The organism is Planococcus kocurii (genome assembly GCF_001465835.2).
GTDB classification, from domain to species: domain Bacteria; phylum Bacillota; class Bacilli; order Bacillales_A; family Planococcaceae; genus Planococcus; species Planococcus kocurii.
Window position 1 is genome coordinate 2,314,641 of sequence record NZ_CP013661.2, and the last position, 20,976, is coordinate 2,335,616.

Below are 20,976 nucleotides of genomic sequence, written 5' to 3' on the forward strand. Positions count from 1 at the left end.
TCGGGTAATTTCTAAACTAAGCAAACATATTCATATTAAAAAATTGGAGGAATAGTAAATGACTAACAATAAATTTATGGGTACGTTCGATAACGAAACAGAGGTATTAAGTAAAATTGAAGAACTAAAAGCACAAGGCTCTAAAGAAGATGATATGTACGTAATGGCTCGAGACGAAGGCCAGATTTCGATGGTACGTGGACGGACGGATGTAGATTACAAATCATCTGAAGGAAACTGGATGGATAAATTCATGGGCTTCTTATCAGGAGACGACTCAACACGTGAAGCATTTTCTGGTATGGGAGTAGATAAAGACGAAGCTGACCGCTACTATAACGAAGTACAAAACGGCAAGATTCTATTATTTGTAGACCGTGAGTATGGTGCAAACTACGAAGGACAAGCACCTTATGACAATACTTCAACAAGCACTGCAGCAGGAACAATGGGTGCAGCAGGACTAGGTAGCAACAGAAATCATCTAGATAACGAAGCTGTAGGCAGAGATGGTCTAACAGTAGACACAAATGAAGAAAACGATGTTTATTACAATAAGAAAAACGATACATTTAGTCGAGACACAACTGACACAGCAGGTGTTGGAAAAGATGCAGGAACAGGCTTTGGTCTTGGATCTGACCGTACAACGGAAGATTTAAATCGTACAGATCGTCTTGATGGGACGGATAAAAACTTTAACCATGGAGACACAGAAGAAGAGAAACTTCGTTTACACGAAGAACGTTTAAGTGTTGACAAAGAACGTGTGCAAACGGGTGAAGTCAATGTTGGAAAACACGTTGTCGAAGAAAACCAAACAATTGAAGTACCAGTAGAACGTGAAGAAGTCTATATAGAGCGTCGCCCAGTAAATGAAGAAACAACAGGGAATTCCTTTGATAACAATTCTGGATTAACAGGAGATGCATATCAAGAAGGCGAAAACATCCATATTCCCGTGACAGAAGAACGCGTTGAGGTGACAAAAAAAGATGTAGTAGCTGAAGAAATTATAGTTGGAAAACGTAAAGTACAAGACACAGAAACTGTGAATGAAACGGTTCGTCACGAAGAAGCGGATATCGACGAAGATACCATTTCAACAAAAGACAAGTTAAATCATGATGATCACAAAGATCGTGATCGTTTCTAAAGAAAATCTAGTTGAAGGCGGGGATTAATCCCCGTCTTTTTGTTCGTCCAACAGGAATAGCGTATAGTAGAAAGAGGCAAGGAGGGATAGCAATGGACGGTAAAAAAAGAAGTGACGTTAAGCCAGGTATTGAAGTACATGTGATTTTAAAGCAAGATCAGCGTTCAGGCAAGAAAACACACGGTGTTGTAAAAGATTTGCTAACAAATTCTGCGACACATCCACATGGCATTAAAGTTCGCTTACAAGATGGACAAGTAGGACGGGTCTGTGAGATTTTATCAGGAAAATAGAGCTTCTTTCACTTTTATGTAAGAAAGCACTGTGCACCAAGCCTCTTTAATAACAAGGACTATTATAAGTTAAACAAAAACGGATCCATTAAAATGGGTCTGTTTTTGTGTTAATATAGGGATATTGAAAAATGAAGGAGTCTCTCAAAATGAGCCAATTCTTTGAACGTAAAAAACAGGAACTTGGAGTTCAATTAAATAAAATACAGCGAAAAGCAGTAGAGCGTACAGAAGGTCCTTTGCTGTTGTTAGCGTGTCCGGGGTCTGGAAAAACGACTACGATGATTATGCGTATCGGTTACCTAATCGAAGAAAAAGGGATATCTCCGCAACGTATCAAAGCGATTACATTTAGTAAGGCATCTGCTAATGATATGCTCGAGCGGTATAAACGATTTTTCCCAACGCTACAGCCAATTGATTTTTCGACTATCCATAGCTTAGCCTTTCAAATTACGCGTGATTATTTTTCAGGATCTCGTTACGTCATGATAGAAGGCAGTGAGACAAATGGCCTTCATAAGAAGAAACTCCTCCGTGAAATGTACCGAACGGAAAATGATGAGCCAATTACAGATGACCAATTAGAAGAGTTGATTTCTTTTATTAGTTACGTGAAAAATAAAATGCTGCCTAGGAAACAATGGGCAAAATTGAAAGAACCTTTTCCTGGAGCAATCGAAATCCTGAAAACTTACGAAGCGTTTAAAGAGAACTATGACGTAAGGTTAGTTGATTTTGACGATATGTTGTCGTTAGCCTACGAAGCACTGGAGAAAGACAAAAGTTTGCTTGCGAAGTACCAAGGACGCTGGGATTATGTCATGACAGACGAAAGTCAGGATACTTCATTGATTCAACATGCCATTGTAGAAAAAATAGTAGCTCGCCATCAAAACCTATGTGTTGTAGCTGACGATGACCAGTCAATTTATACATGGAGAGCTGCCGAACCGACTTATTTACTGAAGTTTAGAACAGTTTACCCAGACGCTTATATTATGAAAATGGAGCGTAATTATCGCTCCTCCCAAAATATTGTGCATACAGCTAACGAATTTATCAAAACCAATAAAAAGCGGCATGACAAAAACATGTTTACTAAGCAACCTGAAGGAGACCCCATCGTTTTAAGGCGCTTAGGTTCAGAAGAAGCACAATTTAAGTACGTTATGAAAGAGCTCAAGGAATTGACAGATTATGGAGATGTGGCGATTTTATACCGCAACAACTCGTCTTCAACTTTACTGATGAGTGAACTTGAACGTTTAGGCATTCCTTTCTATATGAAGGATTCTGATAATCGTTTTTTCTCTCATTGGATTGTAGAAGATATGTTAAATTTTATGCGTTTTAGCCTGAAGCCAGAACGCATTGATATTTATTCGAAAGTTGCTTCTAAAACGAATGCCTATTGGTCAGGGAGCCAATTGAAAATGCTAAGTCGCATGAATCCGACAGAGGAACATGCTTTTGATCAAATCAATTTAACAATTACCTTAAAAGACTATCAAATTAAAATTTTAGCTGAACAGAAAAAATGGTTTGCTGCGTTGAATGGCATGAAGCCGTTGAAAGTGATTCGAACAATTCGTGGGGAAATGGGCTATGATCAAATGCTCGCGAGTCGTGCCGAGAAGTTTGGGATGAAAATGACATACCTGGCTCAGATTTTGACGACATTGGAGCAAATTGCAGAGCCGCTTGAATCCATGACAGCTTTTGCAAAACGCCTAAAGCAGTTAGAACAAGTAACACAACAAGCGAAAAAAGAGAAAACTGACGATATGCTAACCTTATCAACATTTCACAGCTCTAAAGGTTTGGAATTTGAACGAGTTTACATGATTGACTTAGTAGAAGGAGTCATCCCAACTGAAGAAGATGGGGAAACGCCTGACAGTTTAGAAGAAGCGCGCCGCCTATTTTACGTTGGCATGACAAGAGCTAAAAGCCATTTAGAATTGATTAGTTACGGAAGTGAGTCTCGGTTTGCGGATGAAGTACGCAACTTAATCGTTCCTGAAAAAAGAATGGCAACGCCACAACGAACTGCAACGAAAACACCTATCAAAGTAAAAGTACCCGACAATCCGAATGCCATCCATTCAGAAGATGTATTGCGTGAAGGGGTTCAGGTTAGGCATCGCGTCTTCGGAGCCGGGGAGATTGTCGAACGAGATCAAGAACGAATCTCCATCCAATTCGCAAAAGAACGCAAAGAATTAATGATTGATATCTGCCTAAGTTATCGGTTATTAGAGATGATTAACTAGCGCCTCTGTGAACCTACAGATGTGACATACAGAAGAACGCGGGGAAATGGCAATGAAAATAAGGGATTGGGATCGAAGTTTAAAAGTGCGTCTAATCGGCGAGTTTTTTATGAATACAAGTTATTGGATGGTATTCCCATTTTTAGCGATTTACTTTGCGGAAGAATTTGGTAAGGGGACCGCAGGATTACTACTAGTTATTTCGCAAATGTTTTCTGTGGCATCAAACTTAGTCGGTGGCTATTGTGCAGATCGGTTTGGACGTCGCCGCATGCTAGTAGTGGCCTCTACTGCTCAAGGCTTATCGTTTTTGCTATTTGCCTTTGCCAATTCTCCGTGGCTGCAGTCTCCTGAACTTGGCTTTGTCGCGTTTACACTTGCTGGCATGTGCGGTGCTCTTTATTGGCCAGCAAGTCAGGCGATGATTGCAGACGTTGTACCGGAAAAATACCGTAGCGATGTTTTTGCCATTTTTTATACGACCTTAAATATCGCAGTTGTAGTAGGTCCATTATTCGGAGCGATTCTGTTCTTTTCTTATCGCTTTGAATTATTGCTAGCGGTTACAGTGATTTCGATGCTTCTGAGTGTAGTTTTACGATTGCTTACAAAAGAAACCCTCTCACAAGCTATGGTGGAAAAATGGCAGTCGCAAACAGCAACTGGGTGGGTCGGAGCGATTTCGAAGCAATTTAAAGAGTACGGCTTAATTTTTAAGGATCGTCTGTTTCTCCTTTTTATTATTGCTGGCGTGTTAGGTGCACAGACATTCATGCAACTAGATTTGCTTATCCCGGTCTATTTGAGAGAAACCATTGATAGTCAAACAGTGGCTTCTTTGTTTAACCGAGAATGGTCTGTTACTGGAGAAACCTCTTTTGGTTTGTTGCTAGCTGAAAATGGATTGTTTGTGGCATTACTAACAGTAGTTGTAACTCGGTGGATGACGAAGTTTCCGGAAAAATGGGTTTTCTTCACTTCCGCTGCTTTCTACGGTTTAGCTATGTGGCTCTTTCCACTAACTGATTGGTTTTGGATGTTTGTAATTGCGATGGCCGTCTTCACCTTTGCTGAACTGATGGTGGTCGGTCTGCAGCAAAACTTTATCTCCAAACTTGCACCAGAAGACATGCGTGGCCAATATTTTGCAGCTGCTAGTTTACGTTATACCATTGGGCGCATGATTGCACCGATCTCCATCCCCATGACCGCCTGGTTTGGTTTTCCATTGACGTTCGGTGTATTGGGGTTACTGGCACTTGCTAGTGGTTTTGTCTACTTGCTTATGTTTCGATTATACGAAAAAAGGCCTTCCTATTGAGGAAGGCCTTTTGTTTTGCTTTACTTTTGGTCTTTAGCTAATTTAACTAGCATGTGTGCAAGCATGTGTTGCTCTTCTTTATCGCCAACCTGCCATAAGCGGTGCAATAAATATTCTTCACTATTTTTAGGATCTTCTTTTTTCGCAAGATAAGATGCAACTTTTTCAGCTAGTTGTGCGATGCGCTCTTCGCTCAAGCCCAATTTCTCGCCCATCTCAACTTTGTCACTTAAGTAATTCATGAATACAGAAAAATCTGCTAAAATTTTGTCTTTTTTCTGTTGGTCTGTATTTTCTAGTTTATCTTCAACTTTTTTATTGATGTTTTCCATTTGTTCGCCCAACTCCCTTATGATTTTTCAATACATTGATTATTTACCACGATTTTAAAAAATTAAACATCCAATTTGAAAAACGTTCAGAAGATTCGTTTAAATAGAATCGATAAGGGTAATGAGATAACAAGGATGGAATATAAGAAGGAGGATGATTGAATGACCTTATATGACAAAATCCAGGAATTGAAAAGTTTTGAATGTCCAGACCGCTGCGTGTTAAGTGTATATTTAAATACCAATCCAGCTGATTCAAATGCTCAAAACGGAGCATGGAAGATCCATCTGAAAAATGGCTTGAAGCGATTAGATGAATATTTAACAGCTTCGAACAATGAAAAAGAAATAAAAGCATATAAAAATTTGCGCAAAAAAGTTGAAAAAGAGATTTTAGACAATCAAAACGATCTTCAAAAAGGTGTTGTCATTTTCGCTTCAGAACACGAAGATCTTTGGTCAGTGCATTATGTACAAATTCCTGTGAAGACAAGTTTCCATTGGGAAAACAAACCTGTCCTAGAAGAGCTTCGTTATATGTACAAAGCTTATCCATACGCAGGTATCGTGTTGCCAGGATTTAAAGGGATTCGTGTCATTGATACGTCTATGGGAATTATCAATGAAGAATTTTTTTATGAGTTTGATTCAGGACTTGAAGTCTGGACAGAACAAAAGGGCGCACGAAGTTCAGGTCGAGTAGGAGCTGGAGGCGGGAGCACAGTCACTGGTGGTGGCGGTGGAAGTCCAGCCGATGAATTAGATCATCGGTTAAGAGAAAACTTAGAACGTTTCTACAAAGACATGGGCGGAAAAATGGAGAAGCTGAGAAAAGAACGCAAATGGGAAGAAATTCATGTAGTCGGCGAAGCCGAACATGCTAAGTCATTTGCTAAAACACTTCAACAAAAACCGAAAAGCTGTGTCTATAAAAACTTGATGAATAATGATTCTGGGAAAATTCTACACGAAGTATTCGAAGTATAAATAAACCACCTCAGCAAAGTTGCTGAGGTGGTTTATTTAGGTTTAGGGCAAAATGTGCACGTATTAAAAGATGGCATTTCTTTGTACAAGCAACAGGTTTTTCTAAGCGGTTTTGAAACAGCTTGTTGCAAGGAAGTGTCACCGAGTAATTTCGCAAGATAAGAAGTTTTGATTGGCTTCCAATTTTCTTCATTCATAAGCCATTCTAAGTCTGCGGCGACTTTTCGTGGATTTCGGGTTTCTAGATTAGCGTAAAACCACAAGACAGAACCGAGCACGTTTTCCCAGCAAGTGATAGGAGAGATTTTTATGTGTTTTTTAAATTCATCGAGCAACTCGTTTACTTGTCTATGAAGAATGTCATGAAACGCTTGGAACCTCCTGTGTGCGTCAATCGGTTGAAATGTCGACGACTTCGCATGGACCTGTAAAAGAGGAAGCCCATAATTATGAACACGGTCAAATTCTAATTCACGCCAATCGACAGAAAAATACCCGTTATATTGATCGATTAGGCTAAACTGAGCAGTTACGTAAAGAGCATATTGTCGGAAAAAATAAGATACTGCAACGCCGGCGTTGTCAGTTCCACACCAGTGCTTTAATTCTTCGATCATTGTGGGGACATCTTGACTAAGTGGCTGTTGTGGAATGCGGTCTGTTGCAACAGATTGCGTGCTTAGCAAGTATTTGGCTTGTTGCGGGAAAGTCACCATGATTCACCTCTTCAGTTATTATGCTACGTTAAAAGGGAAGAGTTTGCAAAGTCATCAAACAATCTAACAAGAGCTATTCGCCTATTATTTTATTGAGAAGTCGATTAAACTGAGGAAAAGGAGTGAGGAAATGGAATTTTCTATTATAACAATCGACCACGTTCAGGTTGCAGCACCTGCAGGGGAAGAACAAGTTGCAAGAAACTTTTATGCGGAGATTTTGGGAATGCAAGAGATTGAAAAACCAGAAGCGCTAAAAGGTAGAGGAGGTGCCTGGTTCGAGTTTGGTAGTCAGCAATTGCATGTAGGCGTAGAAGAGCCATTTTCACCAGCAAAAAAAGCACATCCAGCATTTCAGGTAGCTGGTTATGAGGAGTTAAAGGAACATTTGTCAGTAAACAAAATTGAATTGAAAGAAAACAATAGCATTCCAGGTGTCGAACGATTTTTTGTTTTTGATCCGTTCGGCAATCGGCTAGAATTTCTGAAATAAAAATGCCAATGCCCGACGTCAGGGCATTGGCATTTTATAAATGGTTTTAGTAGCAGGTAAAATGGTGATTGGAGCCACTGCTATACATAATGATAAATAAGTGCATATCAAAAGCTGCCCGGTAAATAGGCAGCTTTTAGAAAAAATTATACGGTTTGAAGAGCGATTGCTGGACCGAAGAATTCAAAGTGAATTTGTTCTTCTTTCATGCCGAGTGCTTGCAGTTCTTGAATCATGGCTTCCATGAATGGAACAGGTCCACATACATAAACATCACCTGTGATGTCGACGTATTCTTCTAAAACCGTACGTGTAATATAGCCTTGTGGCTGGTCAGAGTAAAACGTTTTATAGCGTGCATCAGTCATAGTCGCAACGTATTTCTGAATATCCTTATCGAAAGCATGCATAGATTCATTGCGTGCAGCGTGAAGGAATGCAGTTGGACGTTCTGGAGTTAACGTAGCCACAGTTTCAAACATGCTCATCATCGGTGTAATGCCGACACCACCACTTACAAATGCGACGGGTGTAGTTTTTTCAGTATCGAGAACGAATTCACCTGCAGGAGCACTAACTTCAAAGCGATCGCCTACATTCATTTCGTCATGAAGATAAACGGAAACGCGGCCGTTTGGATCATTGTCTGCATCGCGTTTAACGGAAATACGGAATTCGTCTGCTTGAGCTGCTTGAGAAAGACTATATTGACGGTTGAACAAATACTGCTCTCCTGGAATTGACATGCGTAAAGAAATATATTGGCCGGGCTGATAAGCAGGAACATCTTTTCCGTCAGCTGGTTTCAAGTAGAAAGAAGTGATACTTTCGCTTTCTTTTTCTTTGCGGACAATTGAAAAGTCTTTAAAGAAACTCCAGCCGTTTTCTTGAGATTCCATTTTTGCATACATTTCTTTTTCAACGCCGATAAAGGCATCTGCAATTACGCCATATGCTTCTGCCCAAGCATTGATGATGTCATCGGTTGCTGCATCGCCCAAAACTTCTTTGATCCCCTTTAATAAGTATTCTCCAACAATCGGATAATGTTCCGGTTTAATTCCCAAACTTACGTGTTTATTAGCAATTTGGACAACTGCTGGAAGAATAGCTTCTAGATTATCGATATGGACGGCTGCAGCATAAACCGTGTTTGCCAATGCAGCCTGCTGACGACCTTTTTTCTGGTTCGCGTGATTAAAAATATTTAAAAGTTCAGGATGCGCTTCGAGCATGTTCTTGTAGAATACAGTCGTGATCGCTGTTCCGTGTTCTTCCAATACCGGTACTGTGGATTTGATGATCGCTCTTGTTTCTTGTGATAACATAATCAATCTCTCCTTTTGTTTTCTATATCTTGACTATACTCCTCTAATTCCTTTAAAGATATATTTAAAATACATCTTTAAAATTTGGACACAACTAATTTCACAGAAAAGTCACAACAAAGAAAAGCGGAAGCGACCATGTAGCTCCGACAGGCATAAGGCAGATCAGCAGTGTGGCGTTCTGTGCCACGCAGTTGAGTTGACTTATGACCCGAGGAGTGGGTCGCTGGAGTCTGGACAAAAAGAAAAGCGGAAGCGACCGTGTAGCTCCGACAGGCACGGGGTGGATTCGACAAACGGCATTTTTTTGGTCGTTAAACTAAAAAAACCCATTAAATGGATATACAGTCGCTATTCATTCAAATACTGTCCGTTTGGCGATGAATACTGTCCAAACCAGGAAAATACTGTCCAAATCCATCAAAATACTTCATATTTCACCTAAACACTTCTCTACGCATAAAAAAAGTCCAGCATAAGCTGGACTGGAATGCATTTATTCACTATTCGTATTTAAATCCATAGCAGGCCCAAAAAATTCGTAGTGAATCTGTTCTTCTGGAATGCCCATGCGATGTAATTCACGAATCATAATCTCCATAAATAGCGCGGGTCCACAAACATAGACATCACTTGCGGGATCGACATATTCCTCAAGCATTTCCCGGGTAATAAAGCCGTTGGGTTCATCTGAATAAACAGCTTTATAGCGAGCATCGGCCATCATCTTAGCGTATACTTGAATGTCATTATCAAATGCTTGCTGCAGTGGATTACGAGCGCCATGTAAGAAGGTGGTCGGACGCTCTGGTGTAGATTTTGCAACTGTTTCAAACATACTCATCATCGGCGTGATGCCAACACCGCCACTGATAAATGCGACCGGAGATACCTTCGTCATGTCGAGGACAAAGACTCCGGCTGGAGCACTAATTTCAACGTGATCACCTTCATTGACACCGCTGTGCAAGTAGTTAGAAACGACGCCATTTGGATCGTTGTCATTTTCACTCTTTACCGAGATACGGAATTCATCTGATTTCGGTGCTTGAGAAAGGCTATATTGTCGAATAACTAAAAACTCTTCACCAGGCATAGAAAGCCGTATCGAAATATACTGACCGGGTGTATAAGGCGGTACGTCAGATCCATCTGCAGGTTTCATGTAAAAGGAAGTGATGACTTCACTTTCTTTTACTTTACGTGTCACAATAAAATCTTTAAAGAAAATCCAGCTATTTTCCTGCTCTGCCGTTTGTTTATACATGTCTTTTTCAACGCCGATAAAGGCGTCCGCAATAACGTCATAAGCCTCAGCCCAAGCTTCAAGTATGTCATCAGTTGCAGCATCCCCGAGTACTTCCTTCATAGCTTTTAATAAGTATTCGCCAACAATTGGGTAATGTTCAGGCAAGACACCGACACTCACGTGTTTATGAGCAATTTGAACAACTGCCGGAAGAATTTCCTCGAGGTTATCGATATTAACGGCTGCTGCGTGAACCGCATTAGCTAGTGCTGCTTGTTGACGACCTTGCGCTTGGTTTGCTTGATTGAAAATATTCAATAATTCAGGATGTGCCACAAAAAGGTTTTCATAAAATCGAGTAGTAATTGCCATACCATATTCCTCTAAAACGGGTACAGTCGACTTAACAATTGACCGAGTTTGTTCTGATAACATAGTAAACACTCCTTTTCGTATTTTGAGGTTCATTTGCTTTCGAAAGAACCAAAAAGTCTCTATAATAAACAATCAGAAGAGGTGAGTAAAATGAGATTGACCATGTATACTGATTTCTCATTACGTGTTTTGATTTATTTAGGCACAAAAGATCCAGAAAAGTTAACGACCATCCAAGAAATTTCTGATGCTTACAATATATCCAAAAATCATTTAACAAAAGTTACATTTGAGCTTGGAAAAGCTGGATTTATTCATACAGTAAGAGGAAGAGGCGGTGGTATTCGTCTGGCAGATCTCCCACAACATATTAATATTGGTACGGTAATTAGGAAAATGGAAGACGACTTCCATTTGGTTGAATGTTTTAATTCAGCTACAAATCGTTGTCCCATTTCATCAATTTGCGGGCTACGCGGTGCTTTAGGCAAAGCACTCAACGCATATTTATCAGTACTGGATGAATATACGCTTGAAGACCTCATGTTTAATCGAGAAGGGCTCCGCGAAATTCTGAAGACATAAAAAAACGGCTCAATCTCTTGAGCCGTTTTTTTATTTATAGTTCTAGAGTTTGCGGCTCTTGCCCTTTTTTATTCATTAACCGTACGCGATCAGGTTTAATGGCTAAAATAACAAGATTCGGATCATCAGGTCCTTCAAACCAACCTTCCAAATGCTCATTCCAAACTTTGTCGATCATTTCACGTTCGTCATGTATCGACATGGTTCCTTCAATTTCTAAGAACGAATCGCCAACTCCTTCGCCTTCATATCCCAAAAGAATATGAGCATGTGGATTAGCTTCTAGCTCGTCGACTTTTTGCGTCTTTTTACTGGTAGCGGTGTAAAGTGTAAAATCATCGTTAAAAAAAGTCATATAACGCGAATGAGGCTTATTGCCTTTAATTGTTGCGAGAGTTCCCACGTAACTTTCCTCTAAAATTTTTAACGCTGCTTTTTTAACATCTTCCTGATTCATCCATACCACTCCTTTTGTCTTTGTACTTAATCTATTCCTTTTTAAACTTTAACTAAACATAAAAGACCCGCTAGAAGGAGCGGGTCTTTTATGTTTGTTCTATTCTATTATTTTAGGTGTTCGATTAAATGCACTTGGCAGCACCATACCAATTAGAATAATGAAGATTCCTCCGATTTGAAGAGGTGTCAACACTTCGCCCAGAATAATAACCGATGCGAGAACAGCTACTGGCAATTCCATCGCGCTTAAAATGGAGGCAAGTCCTGAACCAACACGCGGAACTGCGATGGAGAAAAAGTAAATAGGCATAATAATACCGAAAAACCCGAGTAACAAGCCGTAAACCCACAAACCTTCAGCGAATAATTGTCCATTCCAAACAATTTCGGGTGTTTGAAAAAAGCCAACAATAATCGCTGCGAAAAGTGATACGTAAAACAGACGAGCTGAAGTGTCCATACCGTCGATTTGCTTGCCGTTAACAAACATGAAAGCCGAAAAACAAAAAGCAGCTCCAATTCCCCAAGCCCATCCTTGCCAAGGAATCGCGCTTAGATCTGTTCCGATGATTCCAGCGGCAAACAGTGTTCCTGTAAATAATAAGATTAAAGAAAAGACTTCTGTTCGTTTCAGCCATCGCCGATTGACGATACAATCAAGGAACATACCGATCCATGTAAATTGGAACAATAAAACAACTGCTAGTGAGGCGGGAAGATAGTTAAGAGAGTGTGCGTAAACCATACCGGTAGCAGCTGTGAAACTGCCGGACAGCAGTAAGATTTTCCAACCTTTAATTCTTGGCATTTTGCGCTGTGTTATAAAAAATAAAAGGGCTGCTAATACGAACCCTATAAAATATTGACTAGTCACGGCTTCAGCGGCTGTGAAACCATTTTTCATTGCGACTTTTATAATAGTTGAGAGAATTCCATAACAGCTTGCTGCTACGACAACCATAAGTGGATAAATCCAGTTTTTCATTTTCTTTCACTCCTGTTCAAACGAGAATCATAGCATAAAAAAACCATAGAGAATAGTCTCTATGGTTTTTTTAAAAAAGTATTTACTTTTATGAGCGTTCATATTTATTATTCTGGGAATTTTTCTTCGCTTGAAGAATTACTTTTCGTTCCACGTTTATCGCTTTCTTCACGCTTTTCTTGTTTCAAATCTTCCATCGGGATGGTGTCGACAGTCATTTCTTCTTTGTGCATTTCCGTAAGTGTTTTTTTATCCGTTTTGTACTGTTCAGGATTATCCATGGGACCGCCATCGCTTATGTTACGATCTTCATCCTTAAATGGTTTTTTGTCTGACATGTAAAGCACCTCTTTCTTTTTTGTAGTAGTCTTTATATTCCTTAAATGAAACTTTTGAAACATGAAGTAGACCCACATTTTCTAAATAACTAACCCTTGATATAGCTTTGATCTGTCAGTAAAAATGAGCATGTCCACCACAAAGACAGGCATCGACTTATCAAAGTTCCACTGCTTCCAACTTCTTCAATATGGCATTCACTGTGCACGCGCACAAAACGCCAGAAGTGTTATCTAAAAAAACAGGTGTATTGGACTGGGTCCAATACACCTGTTTTATTTAACGGACTTTACAATTTCGATAATGACTTGTGTTGCTTTCTCCATATTTTCCACAGAAATGAATTCGTATTTTCCGTGATAATTTTCGCCACCTGTGAAGATGTTTGGTGTTGGAAGCCCCATGTACGACAATTGAGAACCATCTGTACCGCCACGAACAGGCACAATGTTCGGCTTGATTTCTAATGCAGTCATAGCGTGCTCTGCGCGATCGACAATTTCCATAACGGGTTCGATTTTTTCCCGCATATTGTAATATTGATCTTCAATTTCTAGCAGAATGGCTTGTTTGCCATATTGCTGTTGAAGCTTTTCCGCAACTTCTTCCATATGCCGTTTTTTATCTTCGAATTTATTTTTATCGAAATCACGGATAATATAGCTCAATTCCGCTGTTTCAATATCGCCAACAAAATTATTCAAATGAATAAATCCTTCATAGCCTTCTGTTAACTCAGGAACTTCATGTTTCGGCATTTCTTGTTGGAATTGAATAGCGACTGTTTGCGCATTGACCATTTTATCCTTTGCTGATCCCGGATGAACGCTTTTCCCTTGAATGGTCAGTTTCCCGCTCGCTGCGTTAAAACTTTCGTACTGCAACTCGCCAAGAGGGCCGCCGTCCATGGTGTATGCATATTGTGCACCAAAGCGTTCAACGTCGAATTTATGTGGACCGCGACCAATTTCTTCGTCTGGTGTAAAGGCGACGCGGATTTTTCCATGCTCAATTTCAGGATGAGCATTTAAATATTCCATTGCAGTCATAATTTCAGCAATACCGGCTTTGTTGTCTGCGCCAAGTAATGTCGTGCCATCTGTTGTGATTAGCGTATGGCCCACGTAGTCTTTTAAAGAAGGAAAATCCGACACAGTCATCGTAATGCTGTTATTTAGTGAGATGTCCTGTCCATTATAATTATCAATACGTTTCGGATTAACGTTTTTTCCAGTAAAGTCTGTCGCAGTGTCAACATGTGCCAAAAAACCAATTACAGGAACTTCTTTGTCGGTATTGGCCGGAAGCGTGCCGAAAAGGTAACCGGATTTATCCATATCGACATCAGTCAAGCCAATGGTTTTCATTTCCTGTTCCAATTCACGGAGCAAGTCCCACTGCCCAGTTGTAGAAGGGGTGGTGGTACTAGTGAAGTCGGATTGTGTATCGATTTTGGCGTAACGAACGAGTCGTTCAATTAAAGTCTCTAACATGTATAAATCCTCCTAGAATAAGTTCTGTACAAGTTGAATGGTGTTGCCGACTTTTTTAGCGTTATGGAACAGCAACTTCAACCCATATAGTAGTAGTTTAGCACGAAGTGGGAAAATGGTGAAAATTCTGGTCACAAAAAAACGACGCCCGGCAAGGGACATCGTTCAATTAGTTTTGCTTTTTCAGTTTTAATGCTTCTGTATGCGCAGCTTGTACTTCCTCTAGTAGAGTTGTCTTTGTCAGCAATAGATACCCAGTAGTAGCTAATGCTTTAGCGCCTTTGATCAACGCATTATTGCCTTGCTCTGATTTAGCAGCTTCACGAAACTCAGCAGTATGGGCAATTAGGCTTTCAGGACCAATTTTAATATAGCCATGTGCAGTAGGGACTACGTAACTAATGTTGCCAGCATCGGTAGAACCAAGGCCAGAAATCCGGGAATCTGCCACCGCCTCACCTAGTGCTTCAAGCTCGCTACGAACAATCACATCCAAAGCGGGTGTAATGACCAAGTCACGCACTTCATTTTGGAAACGTTCGATTTTTACTGTAGCACCAGTTGCCAATGCCGCGCCTTCAGCAATCGCTCGAATTTTACGAGCAGTGTCAGCTGTTTTCTTCCAAGAATCACCCCGAATATAAAAGCGTGCCGCCGCATATTCAGGAATGATGTTCGGTGCATCACCTCCATGAGTGATAATCCCGTGGATACGCGCATCTGAAGGTAATTGCTGACGCAAAGCATTGATGCTATTAAATAGCTGCAAGACCGCATCAAGTGCATTAATGCCTTGTTCAGGAGAGCCTGCTGCATGCGCGGGCTTACCGTAAAAGTGGAATTCCAATGGATCAACAGCAAGGGAAGGACCAGTGACAGCTGAATTTCCAGAAGGATGTAGCATCAAAGCCGCATCAATACCTTCGAGCAGGCCGTGTTTAACGAAACTGCCCTTGGCGCTACCATTTGGACCGCCTTCTTCTGCAGGTGTTCCAAGAACGACAACTCGGCCACCAATAAGGTCTAAGGTTTCTGATAATGCAATGGCGGCAGCGACGCTAGTGGTTCCAATAATGTTGTGGCCACAGGCATGACCGATTCCAGGCAGTGCATCATATTCAGCAAGGTAAGCGATTGTTGGCCCAGAAAGTGAGCTTTCTTTACTGGCAAAAAAAGCAGTGTCGTGACCGGCGACGCCTTTGTCAACGGTAATCCTGCGTCTTCAAGCAAATCAATTAATAAAGAACTCGCATAAAATTCTTCATTACCAAGTTCAGGTTTGGCGTGAATTGCCTGGCTTGTTTCAATATATATCGTACGTTGCGAGTCGATGGATTGAGAGATGATCTGTCTTGCTTCCTTGATAAGGGTCATTGGAATTCCTCCTATATAGATAACTTCTTATTGGTAATCGACAAGCTCATCTACTGTAACAACAGTTGGAATTTGAGCACCTTTCGTATGCTCAATAATAAATTCAGCGGTATCTTCCTGTTGATAAATCTCGACGATTTTCTGGTAAGCTTCATTATCAGCGTCTTCAGCGTTTGCAGCAATCAAGTTAATATACGGTTTAGCCGTATCACTTTCGCGAGCGATTGGATCTTTAGTTGGGTTTAATCCCGCATCAACGGCAACACCATTGTTGATGATTGAAGCAGCCACATCAGGCATTGCACGTGGTGTATGACCAGACACCATAGGGACAATTTCAATGTTTTTTGGGTTTTCGATAATGTCTTCTGCCGTTCCAGTAAGTCCAGCATCGTCAGAAAGTGTGATCAATCCTGCTTCGTCGAGAAGTAATAGTGCGCGGCCCATGTTGGTCGCTTCATTGGGAGTTGCGATTTGTGAACCTTCAGGAATATCATCGATAGATTCGTATTTATCAGAATACAAGCCCATCGGTGCAATGACGGTCGAACCAATCGGTACGATATCAATATTATGCTCAGCAACAAATTCATCAAAATAAGAAATCGTCTGGAACGCATTCAAATCCAGTTCCCCTTCAGCTAGCGCTAGGTTCGGAGCTACATAATCAGAAAAAGTTTGGATTTCCAACTCAATTCCTTCCTTCTCCGCTTTGTCCGCAATATAATCCCAAATCGTCGTATCCGAACCGCTAATACCAAGTGTTACGGTCGTTTTGCCTTGTGCATTGCTATCGTCTCCGCAAGCAGCCAAAATGAATACCAGTAGTAAAAGTAATGTTGCTGTTAAAATTTTTTTCATGAGTAATTCCTCCATTTTTAAGGTGTATTTTACTAATTACGTCTGACTTGCCTCGATAATACATTTCCAAAAGATTGAACGCCTTGTACCAGTATGACCAAAATAGCTACTGTGATGAACATTACGACCGTGTCGAATCGTTGATATCCGTATGTAATGGCTAAGTCCCCAAGACCACCGCCGCCAATAGCGCCAGCCATTGCAGAAGCACCAATAAGTCCAACTACAGCGATTGTCAAAGCAAGAACAAGTGAACTTAACGCTTCGGGAATCAAGAAGCGAAAAATAATTTGCAACGGAGAGGCACCCATTGCTTGTGCGGCCTCGATCACACCTTTATCGACTTCAAGCAAAGAGTTTTCAATTAACCGAGCAATGTATGGCCCCGCATAGAAAACTAGTGGAACGATGGCTGCAGCTGTACCAATCGATGTACCGACAATGAGCCGAGTTAATGGAATAATGGCAACCATTAAAATAATAAAAGGAATAGAGCGAAAAATATTGATGACGACATTCAATACTTTAGACACGATTTCATTTTCCAACAAATGTCCATGACGTGTAACGACTAACAAGATACCGAGAGGAAAGCCAATCAATAACGAAAATCCAAACGCAACACCTGTCATATAGACGGTTTCCCATAAAGCTTCCAAAATTTGTTCGTAATCAACGGACATAATCAATGACCTCCTCTATTTGAATAGTGCTGTCCCTAATAGAAGATAAGGCACGTTCCACTTCGCTTGACTCTCCAGAGAATTCGACAATTAAGTTGCCGTATGGAACACCTTGCAATTCGGTAATATTGCCGAATAGTACATTCAAATCAACGTTAAAGTCACGTGACACTCGGGACATGAAGGGTTGACCGACTGATGTGCCAGTAAACTGCAACCGGTATATGGCCTGATTATTTTGTTTATCTTGAATTTGTGCTAGCAGCGATTCAGGCAACTCGTCGTTCATAACAGAGCGAACAAATCGTTTGGTGGTAGCTTGCTGTGGATTAGAGAAAACGTTAAAGACGCTTCCTTGCTCAATAACTTTCCCTGCTTCAAGCACGGCCACTTTGTCACAGATTTCTCGAATGACGCCCATTTCGTGTGTGATGAGCAGGATGGTAATATTGTATTCTTTATTGATTTTGCGAAGTAGGTCCAAAATCGATTTCGTCGTTTGTGGATCAAGTGCTGATGTTGCTTCGTCGCATAACAGAACGGAAGGATTCGTTGCAAGAGCACGAGCAATGCCGATGCGTTGCTTTTGTCCACCTGACAGCTGGTCTGGATATTTTTGCGCCTGATCTGCAAGTCCGACGAAATCGAGCAACTCTTTTACTTGTTTTTCGATATCATTTTTCGGTGTGTTAGCTAACAGGAGCGGCATAGCGACGTTATGATAAACCGTTTTTGAATGGAGTAAATTAAAATGTTGGAAAATCATACCGATATCTTTTCTGATAGTACGAATTTCTTTGCTAGATAGCGTCGAAATATCCTTTCCGTGAATTAATACACGTCCTTTAGAAGGACGTTCGAGCAAGTTTACAGTGCGGATTAGCGAGCTTTTACCGGCTCCACTAAAGCCAATAACTCCGTAGATTTCGCCAGTTTGGACAGTTAAATCGATGCCGTTCAATGCATAGATTTCCTGTTTACCTGATTGGTAGGTTTTGGCGACGCCTTCGAATTGAATCATAGTAAGTAGACCTCCTCATGCTGTATTGTTATTCAAATCGTTAATGCTCACAATCCGTCGAGAAACTAGACAAAAAGAGCCCCCTTTTTTCTTAACCATAAGAAAAAAGAGGGCTCCTGTTGAAACCATCTAATTCTCATCTTCCAAATGCATGGATGCATTTGCAGGAGTTGGCACAGTTTTTGCGGTTAAACAAATCTGCTGCCGAAACGTCATAGGGCCTGTCCCTCGGTTTCTCTGGATAAGAAAGTGATGTATGCTATTCGATTCGTGATTCCTACTTTATGGCGGAATAACAAAAAAGTCAAGATGAATATTGAAATTTATTTTTTAATCTTCAAAATTCATTGTATTCCTTTCTAAATGGACGGAGTAGGTTTCTTTCGAAAAACTGATGATACTGTAGGTTCACTGCCATTCTTTATTCGGATAATATTTTCTCGATGTTTCCATAAAGCCATCGTGAACAGGACTAGCGCTATTAGTAACGGCCATAGACCGACTGCAGGGATAAAGGCAATTACAAAATACACGGCGTACAAAACGAATACGCCAATGACAAGATAATTTGTTACCAGTGAAACAACGATCAATAACAATAATCCGAGCAACCCGAGCTTCCAGTCAAGCGCTATCATTACACCTATTACAGATGCTGTACCTTTTCCGCCGTCAAAGTTCATATAGAACGGAAAATTATGACCAACTATTACGGCAGCTCCTGCAACGAACAATAGGGTCCAGATTGTTGCAGTTGAAAAGCTACCTAAGTCCACTAACAAACGTAACCCCGCAACAACAGCAAAGCCTTTGGAAACGTCAATAAAGGCAACGAGCAAACCATATTTCCAACCCAGCACGATGGCTGCATTAGAAGCACCGGAATTTTTTACGCCCGAATTTTTGATGTTCACGCCTGATACGGCTTGTGCAACAAGTGAACCATGACAACAACCGATAAAATAACCTGTAATCAGTAAGAGCAAAATCCAAATGACCATCATTAATTCCTCCTCTACACTAAAAGATAACGTTTGAAAGAAGACAAGGTTTCAAAATTTTTTGACTAATAAGCTTGACAAACGCCAATAAAGTTTTTATACTTCACAACAAGATCAAAAATCAAATCAAATACTCTTATCAAGAGTGGCGGAGGGATAGGCCCTGTGATGCCCGGCAACCGACAGACATTTTGTTTGTAAAGGTGCTAATTCCTACAGAATCGATTTACAGGTTCTGAGAGATAAGAGGAGGAAACTCCGTAATTTACGGCCCTCTTCTTAGCGAAGGGGGCTTTTTTCGTCCCCTTTAGCATGTGTTACTACTAAAAAAACAGGGGGAATAGAAAATGACAAACTTTAAACCAGAAACATTATTATTACACGGAGGACAACAACCAGATCCAACGACAGGCTCTAGAGGTGTTCCTGTTTATAAAACCACTTCGTATGTTTTTAAAAATACACAGCATGCACAAGACCTCTTTGGACTGAAAGATACAGGCAATATTTACTCACGCATTATGAATCCGACGGTCGATGTCTTTGAACAACGAGTAGCGTTACTAGAAGGTGGCACTGCAGCAGTTGCTCTTTCTTCAGGAATGGCCGCTATTGCTTTTTCCATTTTGAACATTGCAGAAGCGGGTGATGAAATCGTAGCAGATAGCAGTCTTTACGGTGGCACCTACAATTTGTTTGCTAACACGCTACCACGCTATGGCATCACAACAAAATTCGTCGATGCGACCGATCCAGAAAATTTTAAAGCAGCAATTACAGATAAAACAAAAGCGATATTTGGTGAAATTATTGGCAATCCAAGCTTGAATGTTTTTGATGTCGAAAAAGTAGCAGAAATTGCCCATGCTAACGGATTGCCGTTATTGATTGATAATACATTTGCCTCTCCTTACGGCAGCAACCCGATTGAGTTTGGTGCAGACGTCGTCATTCATTCTGCGACAAAGTGGATTGGCGGACACGGAACGACAATTGGTGGCGTTGCGGTGGATGCTGGGAAATTCAATTGGGACAATCCACGTTTCCCAAATTATACACAGCCTGACGAAACCTATCATGGACTGCGGTACGGCATTGATGTACCAGGTGCAGCTTTTGCGACAAAACTTCGCGTTCAATTATTACGTGATTTTGGCCCTTCACTAAGCCCGGATAGTGCTCATGCTTTACTGCAAGGATTAGAAACTTTACATTTACGGATTCCAAAACACAATAGCAACGCTCAAATTATTGCAGATTACTTAAAACAGCATCCACAAATCGAGTGGGTAAACTTCCTTGGATTTGAAGAACATCCTTCTCATCAATTGGCGAAGAAATACTTGAAAAATGAAGGTTATGGATCGATTGTCAATTTTGGTATCAAAGGTGGAAGAGAAGCAGGACGTAACGTAATTGATCACATAAATCTCTGGTCTCATGTAGCCAATGTAGGAGACGCCAAGTCGCTAATTATTCACCCGGCTTCCACGACACATCAGCAATTGAACGATGAAGAGTTAACTGCATCTGGCGTAACGGAAGAGTTGATTCGTTTGTCTGTTGGATTGGAGAATGCAGAAGATTTAATCGCTGATTTGGAACAGGCCATACAGGCAGCAGTTTTGGAAAAGGTATAAGGAGGGATC

General features: G+C 40.8%; 20 protein-coding genes, 1 pseudogene and 2 riboswitches. Of the genes and pseudogenes, 8 read left to right on the forward strand and 13 right to left on the reverse strand.

Annotated features, from left to right (window positions below; genetic code table 11):
- Positions 1-58: 58 nt before the first annotated feature.
- The 4 genes from AUO94_RS11410 (at position 59) to AUO94_RS11425 (ending at position 5,046) form a co-directional block, all read left to right on the forward strand.
- Positions 59-1,156 (forward strand): DUF2382 domain-containing protein, encoded by a 1,098-nt coding sequence (locus AUO94_RS11410; protein WP_058384329.1) that lies wholly within the window; start codon positions 59-61, stop codon positions 1,154-1,156.
- Positions 1,157-1,248: 92 nt separating this feature from the next.
- Entirely contained in the window at positions 1,249-1,449 is a 201-nt protein-coding gene (locus AUO94_RS11415; protein ID WP_058384330.1) for a YwbE family protein, read from the forward strand.
- Between the two features lie 149 nt (positions 1,450-1,598).
- Positions 1,599-3,725 (forward strand): ATP-dependent helicase, encoded by a 2,127-nt coding sequence (locus AUO94_RS11420; protein ID WP_058384331.1) that lies wholly within the window; start codon positions 1,599-1,601, stop codon positions 3,723-3,725.
- A gap of 52 nt (positions 3,726-3,777) precedes the next feature.
- Entirely contained in the window at positions 3,778-5,046 is a 1,269-nt protein-coding gene (locus AUO94_RS11425) for an MDR family MFS transporter (RefSeq protein ID WP_058386838.1), read from the forward strand.
- A gap of 20 nt (positions 5,047-5,066) precedes the next feature.
- Here AUO94_RS11425 and AUO94_RS11430 read toward each other — a convergent pair whose 3' ends face one another.
- A complete protein-coding gene (locus AUO94_RS11430; protein WP_049693048.1) occupies positions 5,067-5,378 on the reverse strand; it encodes a DUF3243 domain-containing protein in 312 nt (103 codons plus the stop codon).
- A 162-nt stretch (positions 5,379-5,540) separates the two neighbouring features.
- Here AUO94_RS11430 and AUO94_RS11435 point away from each other — a divergent pair, with 162 nt between their 5' ends.
- On the forward strand, positions 5,541-6,365 hold the full coding sequence (locus AUO94_RS11435) for a VLRF1 family aeRF1-type release factor (RefSeq protein ID WP_058384332.1): 825 nt from the start codon (positions 5,541-5,543) through the stop codon (positions 6,363-6,365).
- A gap of 32 nt (positions 6,366-6,397) precedes the next feature.
- Here the strand turns inward: AUO94_RS11435 and AUO94_RS11440 are convergent, their stop codons facing one another.
- A complete protein-coding gene (locus tag AUO94_RS11440) occupies positions 6,398-7,081 on the reverse strand; it encodes a hypothetical protein (protein ID WP_237150110.1) in 684 nt (227 codons plus the stop codon).
- A 130-nt stretch (positions 7,082-7,211) separates the two neighbouring features.
- On the opposite strand from AUO94_RS11440, the gene AUO94_RS11445 reads away from it, so the two are divergent.
- The gene (locus AUO94_RS11445; RefSeq protein ID WP_058384333.1) at positions 7,212-7,574 is read left to right on the forward strand and encodes a VOC family protein; all 363 of its coding nucleotides are present in this window, start codon (positions 7,212-7,214) and stop codon (positions 7,572-7,574) included.
- Positions 7,575-7,720: 146 nt separating this feature from the next.
- On the opposite strand, the gene hmpA (AUO94_RS11450) is transcribed toward AUO94_RS11445, so the two are convergent.
- Positions 7,721-8,905, reverse strand: coding sequence for an NO-inducible flavohemoprotein (gene hmpA / locus AUO94_RS11450; RefSeq protein WP_470382025.1), 1,185 nt, complete (start codon positions 8,903-8,905; stop codon positions 7,721-7,723).
- Between the two features lie 493 nt (positions 8,906-9,398).
- Positions 9,399-10,586: an NO-inducible flavohemoprotein gene (hmpA, locus tag AUO94_RS11455; protein WP_058384335.1), complete on the reverse strand. Its 1,188-nt coding sequence runs from the start codon at positions 10,584-10,586 to the stop codon at positions 9,399-9,401.
- Positions 10,587-10,676: 90 nt separating this feature from the next.
- On the opposite strand from hmpA (AUO94_RS11455), the gene AUO94_RS11460 reads away from it, so the two are divergent.
- The gene (locus AUO94_RS11460; RefSeq protein ID WP_058384336.1) at positions 10,677-11,111 is read left to right on the forward strand and encodes an RrF2 family transcriptional regulator; all 435 of its coding nucleotides are present in this window, start codon (positions 10,677-10,679) and stop codon (positions 11,109-11,111) included.
- A gap of 34 nt (positions 11,112-11,145) precedes the next feature.
- Here the strand turns inward: AUO94_RS11460 and AUO94_RS11465 are convergent, their stop codons facing one another.
- The 9 genes and pseudogenes from AUO94_RS11465 to AUO94_RS11505 all read right to left on the reverse strand — a co-directional run bounded on the left by AUO94_RS11465 (position 11,146) and on the right by AUO94_RS11505 (position 19,327).
- Positions 11,146-11,568: a pyridoxamine 5'-phosphate oxidase family protein gene (locus tag AUO94_RS11465; RefSeq protein ID WP_058384337.1), complete on the reverse strand. Its 423-nt coding sequence runs from the start codon at positions 11,566-11,568 to the stop codon at positions 11,146-11,148.
- 99 nt (positions 11,569-11,667) lie between these two features.
- Complete coding sequence (locus tag AUO94_RS11470; RefSeq protein ID WP_058384338.1) at positions 11,668-12,555, reverse strand: EamA family transporter; 888 nt, start codon at positions 12,553-12,555, stop codon at positions 11,668-11,670.
- Between the two features lie 107 nt (positions 12,556-12,662).
- A complete protein-coding gene (locus AUO94_RS11475; protein WP_058384339.1) occupies positions 12,663-12,893 on the reverse strand; it encodes a hypothetical protein in 231 nt (76 codons plus the stop codon).
- A gap of 276 nt (positions 12,894-13,169) precedes the next feature.
- Positions 13,170-14,387: a peptidase T gene (gene pepT, locus AUO94_RS11480; protein WP_058384340.1), complete on the reverse strand. Its 1,218-nt coding sequence runs from the start codon at positions 14,385-14,387 to the stop codon at positions 13,170-13,172.
- Positions 14,388-14,556: 169 nt separating this feature from the next.
- Positions 14,557-15,761 (reverse strand): annotated as a pseudogene (locus tag AUO94_RS11485) (M20 family metallopeptidase).
- Positions 15,762-15,788: 27 nt separating this feature from the next.
- Complete coding sequence (locus tag AUO94_RS11490) at positions 15,789-16,622, reverse strand: MetQ/NlpA family ABC transporter substrate-binding protein (protein WP_058384341.1); 834 nt, start codon at positions 16,620-16,622, stop codon at positions 15,789-15,791.
- A gap of 32 nt (positions 16,623-16,654) precedes the next feature.
- Entirely contained in the window at positions 16,655-17,305 is a 651-nt protein-coding gene (locus AUO94_RS11495) for a methionine ABC transporter permease (RefSeq protein ID WP_058384342.1), read from the reverse strand.
- On the reverse strand, positions 17,295-18,326 hold the full coding sequence (locus AUO94_RS11500; protein ID WP_058384343.1) for a methionine ABC transporter ATP-binding protein: 1,032 nt from the start codon (positions 18,324-18,326) through the stop codon (positions 17,295-17,297). Before AUO94_RS11500 ends, AUO94_RS11495 begins: the two co-directional genes overlap by 11 nt.
- A gap of 133 nt (positions 18,327-18,459) precedes the next feature.
- Positions 18,460-18,574: riboswitch (SAM riboswitch) on the reverse strand.
- Between the two features lie 111 nt (positions 18,575-18,685).
- Complete coding sequence (locus AUO94_RS11505) at positions 18,686-19,327, reverse strand: glycerol-3-phosphate acyltransferase (RefSeq protein ID WP_058384344.1); 642 nt, start codon at positions 19,325-19,327, stop codon at positions 18,686-18,688.
- A 133-nt stretch (positions 19,328-19,460) separates the two neighbouring features.
- Positions 19,461-19,576, forward strand: a riboswitch (SAM riboswitch).
- A gap of 98 nt (positions 19,577-19,674) precedes the next feature.
- Here AUO94_RS11505 and AUO94_RS11510 point away from each other — a divergent pair.
- Positions 19,675-20,967, forward strand: a complete 1,293-nt coding sequence (locus AUO94_RS11510; RefSeq protein WP_058384345.1) for an O-acetylhomoserine aminocarboxypropyltransferase/cysteine synthase family protein — start codon at positions 19,675-19,677, stop codon at positions 20,965-20,967.
- Positions 20,968-20,976 lie beyond the last annotated feature (9 nt).

Excerpts from the sequence above, each read along its gene's own strand:
- AUO94_RS11505 (WP_058384344.1), bottom strand. The coding sequence starts at position 19,327 with ATGGTCATTTGGATTTTGCTCTTACTGATTACAGGTTATTTTATCGGT.
- AUO94_RS11425 (WP_058386838.1), top strand. The coding sequence starts at position 3,778 with ATGAAAATAAGGGATTGGGATCGAAGTTTAAAAGTGCGTCTAATCGGC.
- AUO94_RS11445 (WP_058384333.1), top strand. The coding sequence starts at position 7,212 with ATGGAATTTTCTATTATAACAATCGACCACGTTCAGGTTGCAGCACCT.
- AUO94_RS11465 (WP_058384337.1), bottom strand. The coding sequence starts at position 11,568 with ATGAATCAGGAAGATGTTAAAAAAGCAGCGTTAAAAATTTTAGAGGAA.
- AUO94_RS11510 (WP_058384345.1), top strand. The coding sequence starts at position 19,675 with ATGACAAACTTTAAACCAGAAACATTATTATTACACGGAGGACAACAA.
- AUO94_RS11460 (WP_058384336.1), top strand. The coding sequence starts at position 10,677 with ATGAGATTGACCATGTATACTGATTTCTCATTACGTGTTTTGATTTAT.
- AUO94_RS11415 (WP_058384330.1), top strand. The coding sequence starts at position 1,249 with ATGGACGGTAAAAAAAGAAGTGACGTTAAGCCAGGTATTGAAGTACAT.
- AUO94_RS11435 (WP_058384332.1), top strand. The coding sequence starts at position 5,541 with ATGACCTTATATGACAAAATCCAGGAATTGAAAAGTTTTGAATGTCCA.
- AUO94_RS11420 (WP_058384331.1), top strand. The coding sequence starts at position 1,599 with ATGAGCCAATTCTTTGAACGTAAAAAACAGGAACTTGGAGTTCAATTA.
- AUO94_RS11475 (WP_058384339.1), bottom strand. The coding sequence starts at position 12,893 with ATGTCAGACAAAAAACCATTTAAGGATGAAGATCGTAACATAAGCGAT.
- AUO94_RS11495 (WP_058384342.1), bottom strand. The coding sequence starts at position 17,305 with ATGTCCGTTGATTACGAACAAATTTTGGAAGCTTTATGGGAAACCGTC.
- AUO94_RS11410 (WP_058384329.1), top strand. The coding sequence starts at position 59 with ATGACTAACAATAAATTTATGGGTACGTTCGATAACGAAACAGAGGTA.
- AUO94_RS11490 (WP_058384341.1), bottom strand. The coding sequence starts at position 16,622 with ATGAAAAAAATTTTAACAGCAACATTACTTTTACTACTGGTATTCATT.
- AUO94_RS11500 (WP_058384343.1), bottom strand. The coding sequence starts at position 18,326 with ATGATTCAATTCGAAGGCGTCGCCAAAACCTACCAATCAGGTAAACAG.
- AUO94_RS11430 (WP_049693048.1), bottom strand. The coding sequence starts at position 5,378 with ATGGAAAACATCAATAAAAAAGTTGAAGATAAACTAGAAAATACAGAC.
- hmpA (WP_058384335.1), bottom strand. The coding sequence starts at position 10,586 with ATGTTATCAGAACAAACTCGGTCAATTGTTAAGTCGACTGTACCCGTT.
- pepT (WP_058384340.1), bottom strand. The coding sequence starts at position 14,387 with ATGTTAGAGACTTTAATTGAACGACTCGTTCGTTACGCCAAAATCGAT.
- AUO94_RS11440 (WP_237150110.1), bottom strand. The coding sequence starts at position 7,081 with ATGGTGACTTTCCCGCAACAAGCCAAATACTTGCTAAGCACGCAATCT.
- AUO94_RS11470 (WP_058384338.1), bottom strand. The coding sequence starts at position 12,555 with ATGAAAAACTGGATTTATCCACTTATGGTTGTCGTAGCAGCAAGCTGT.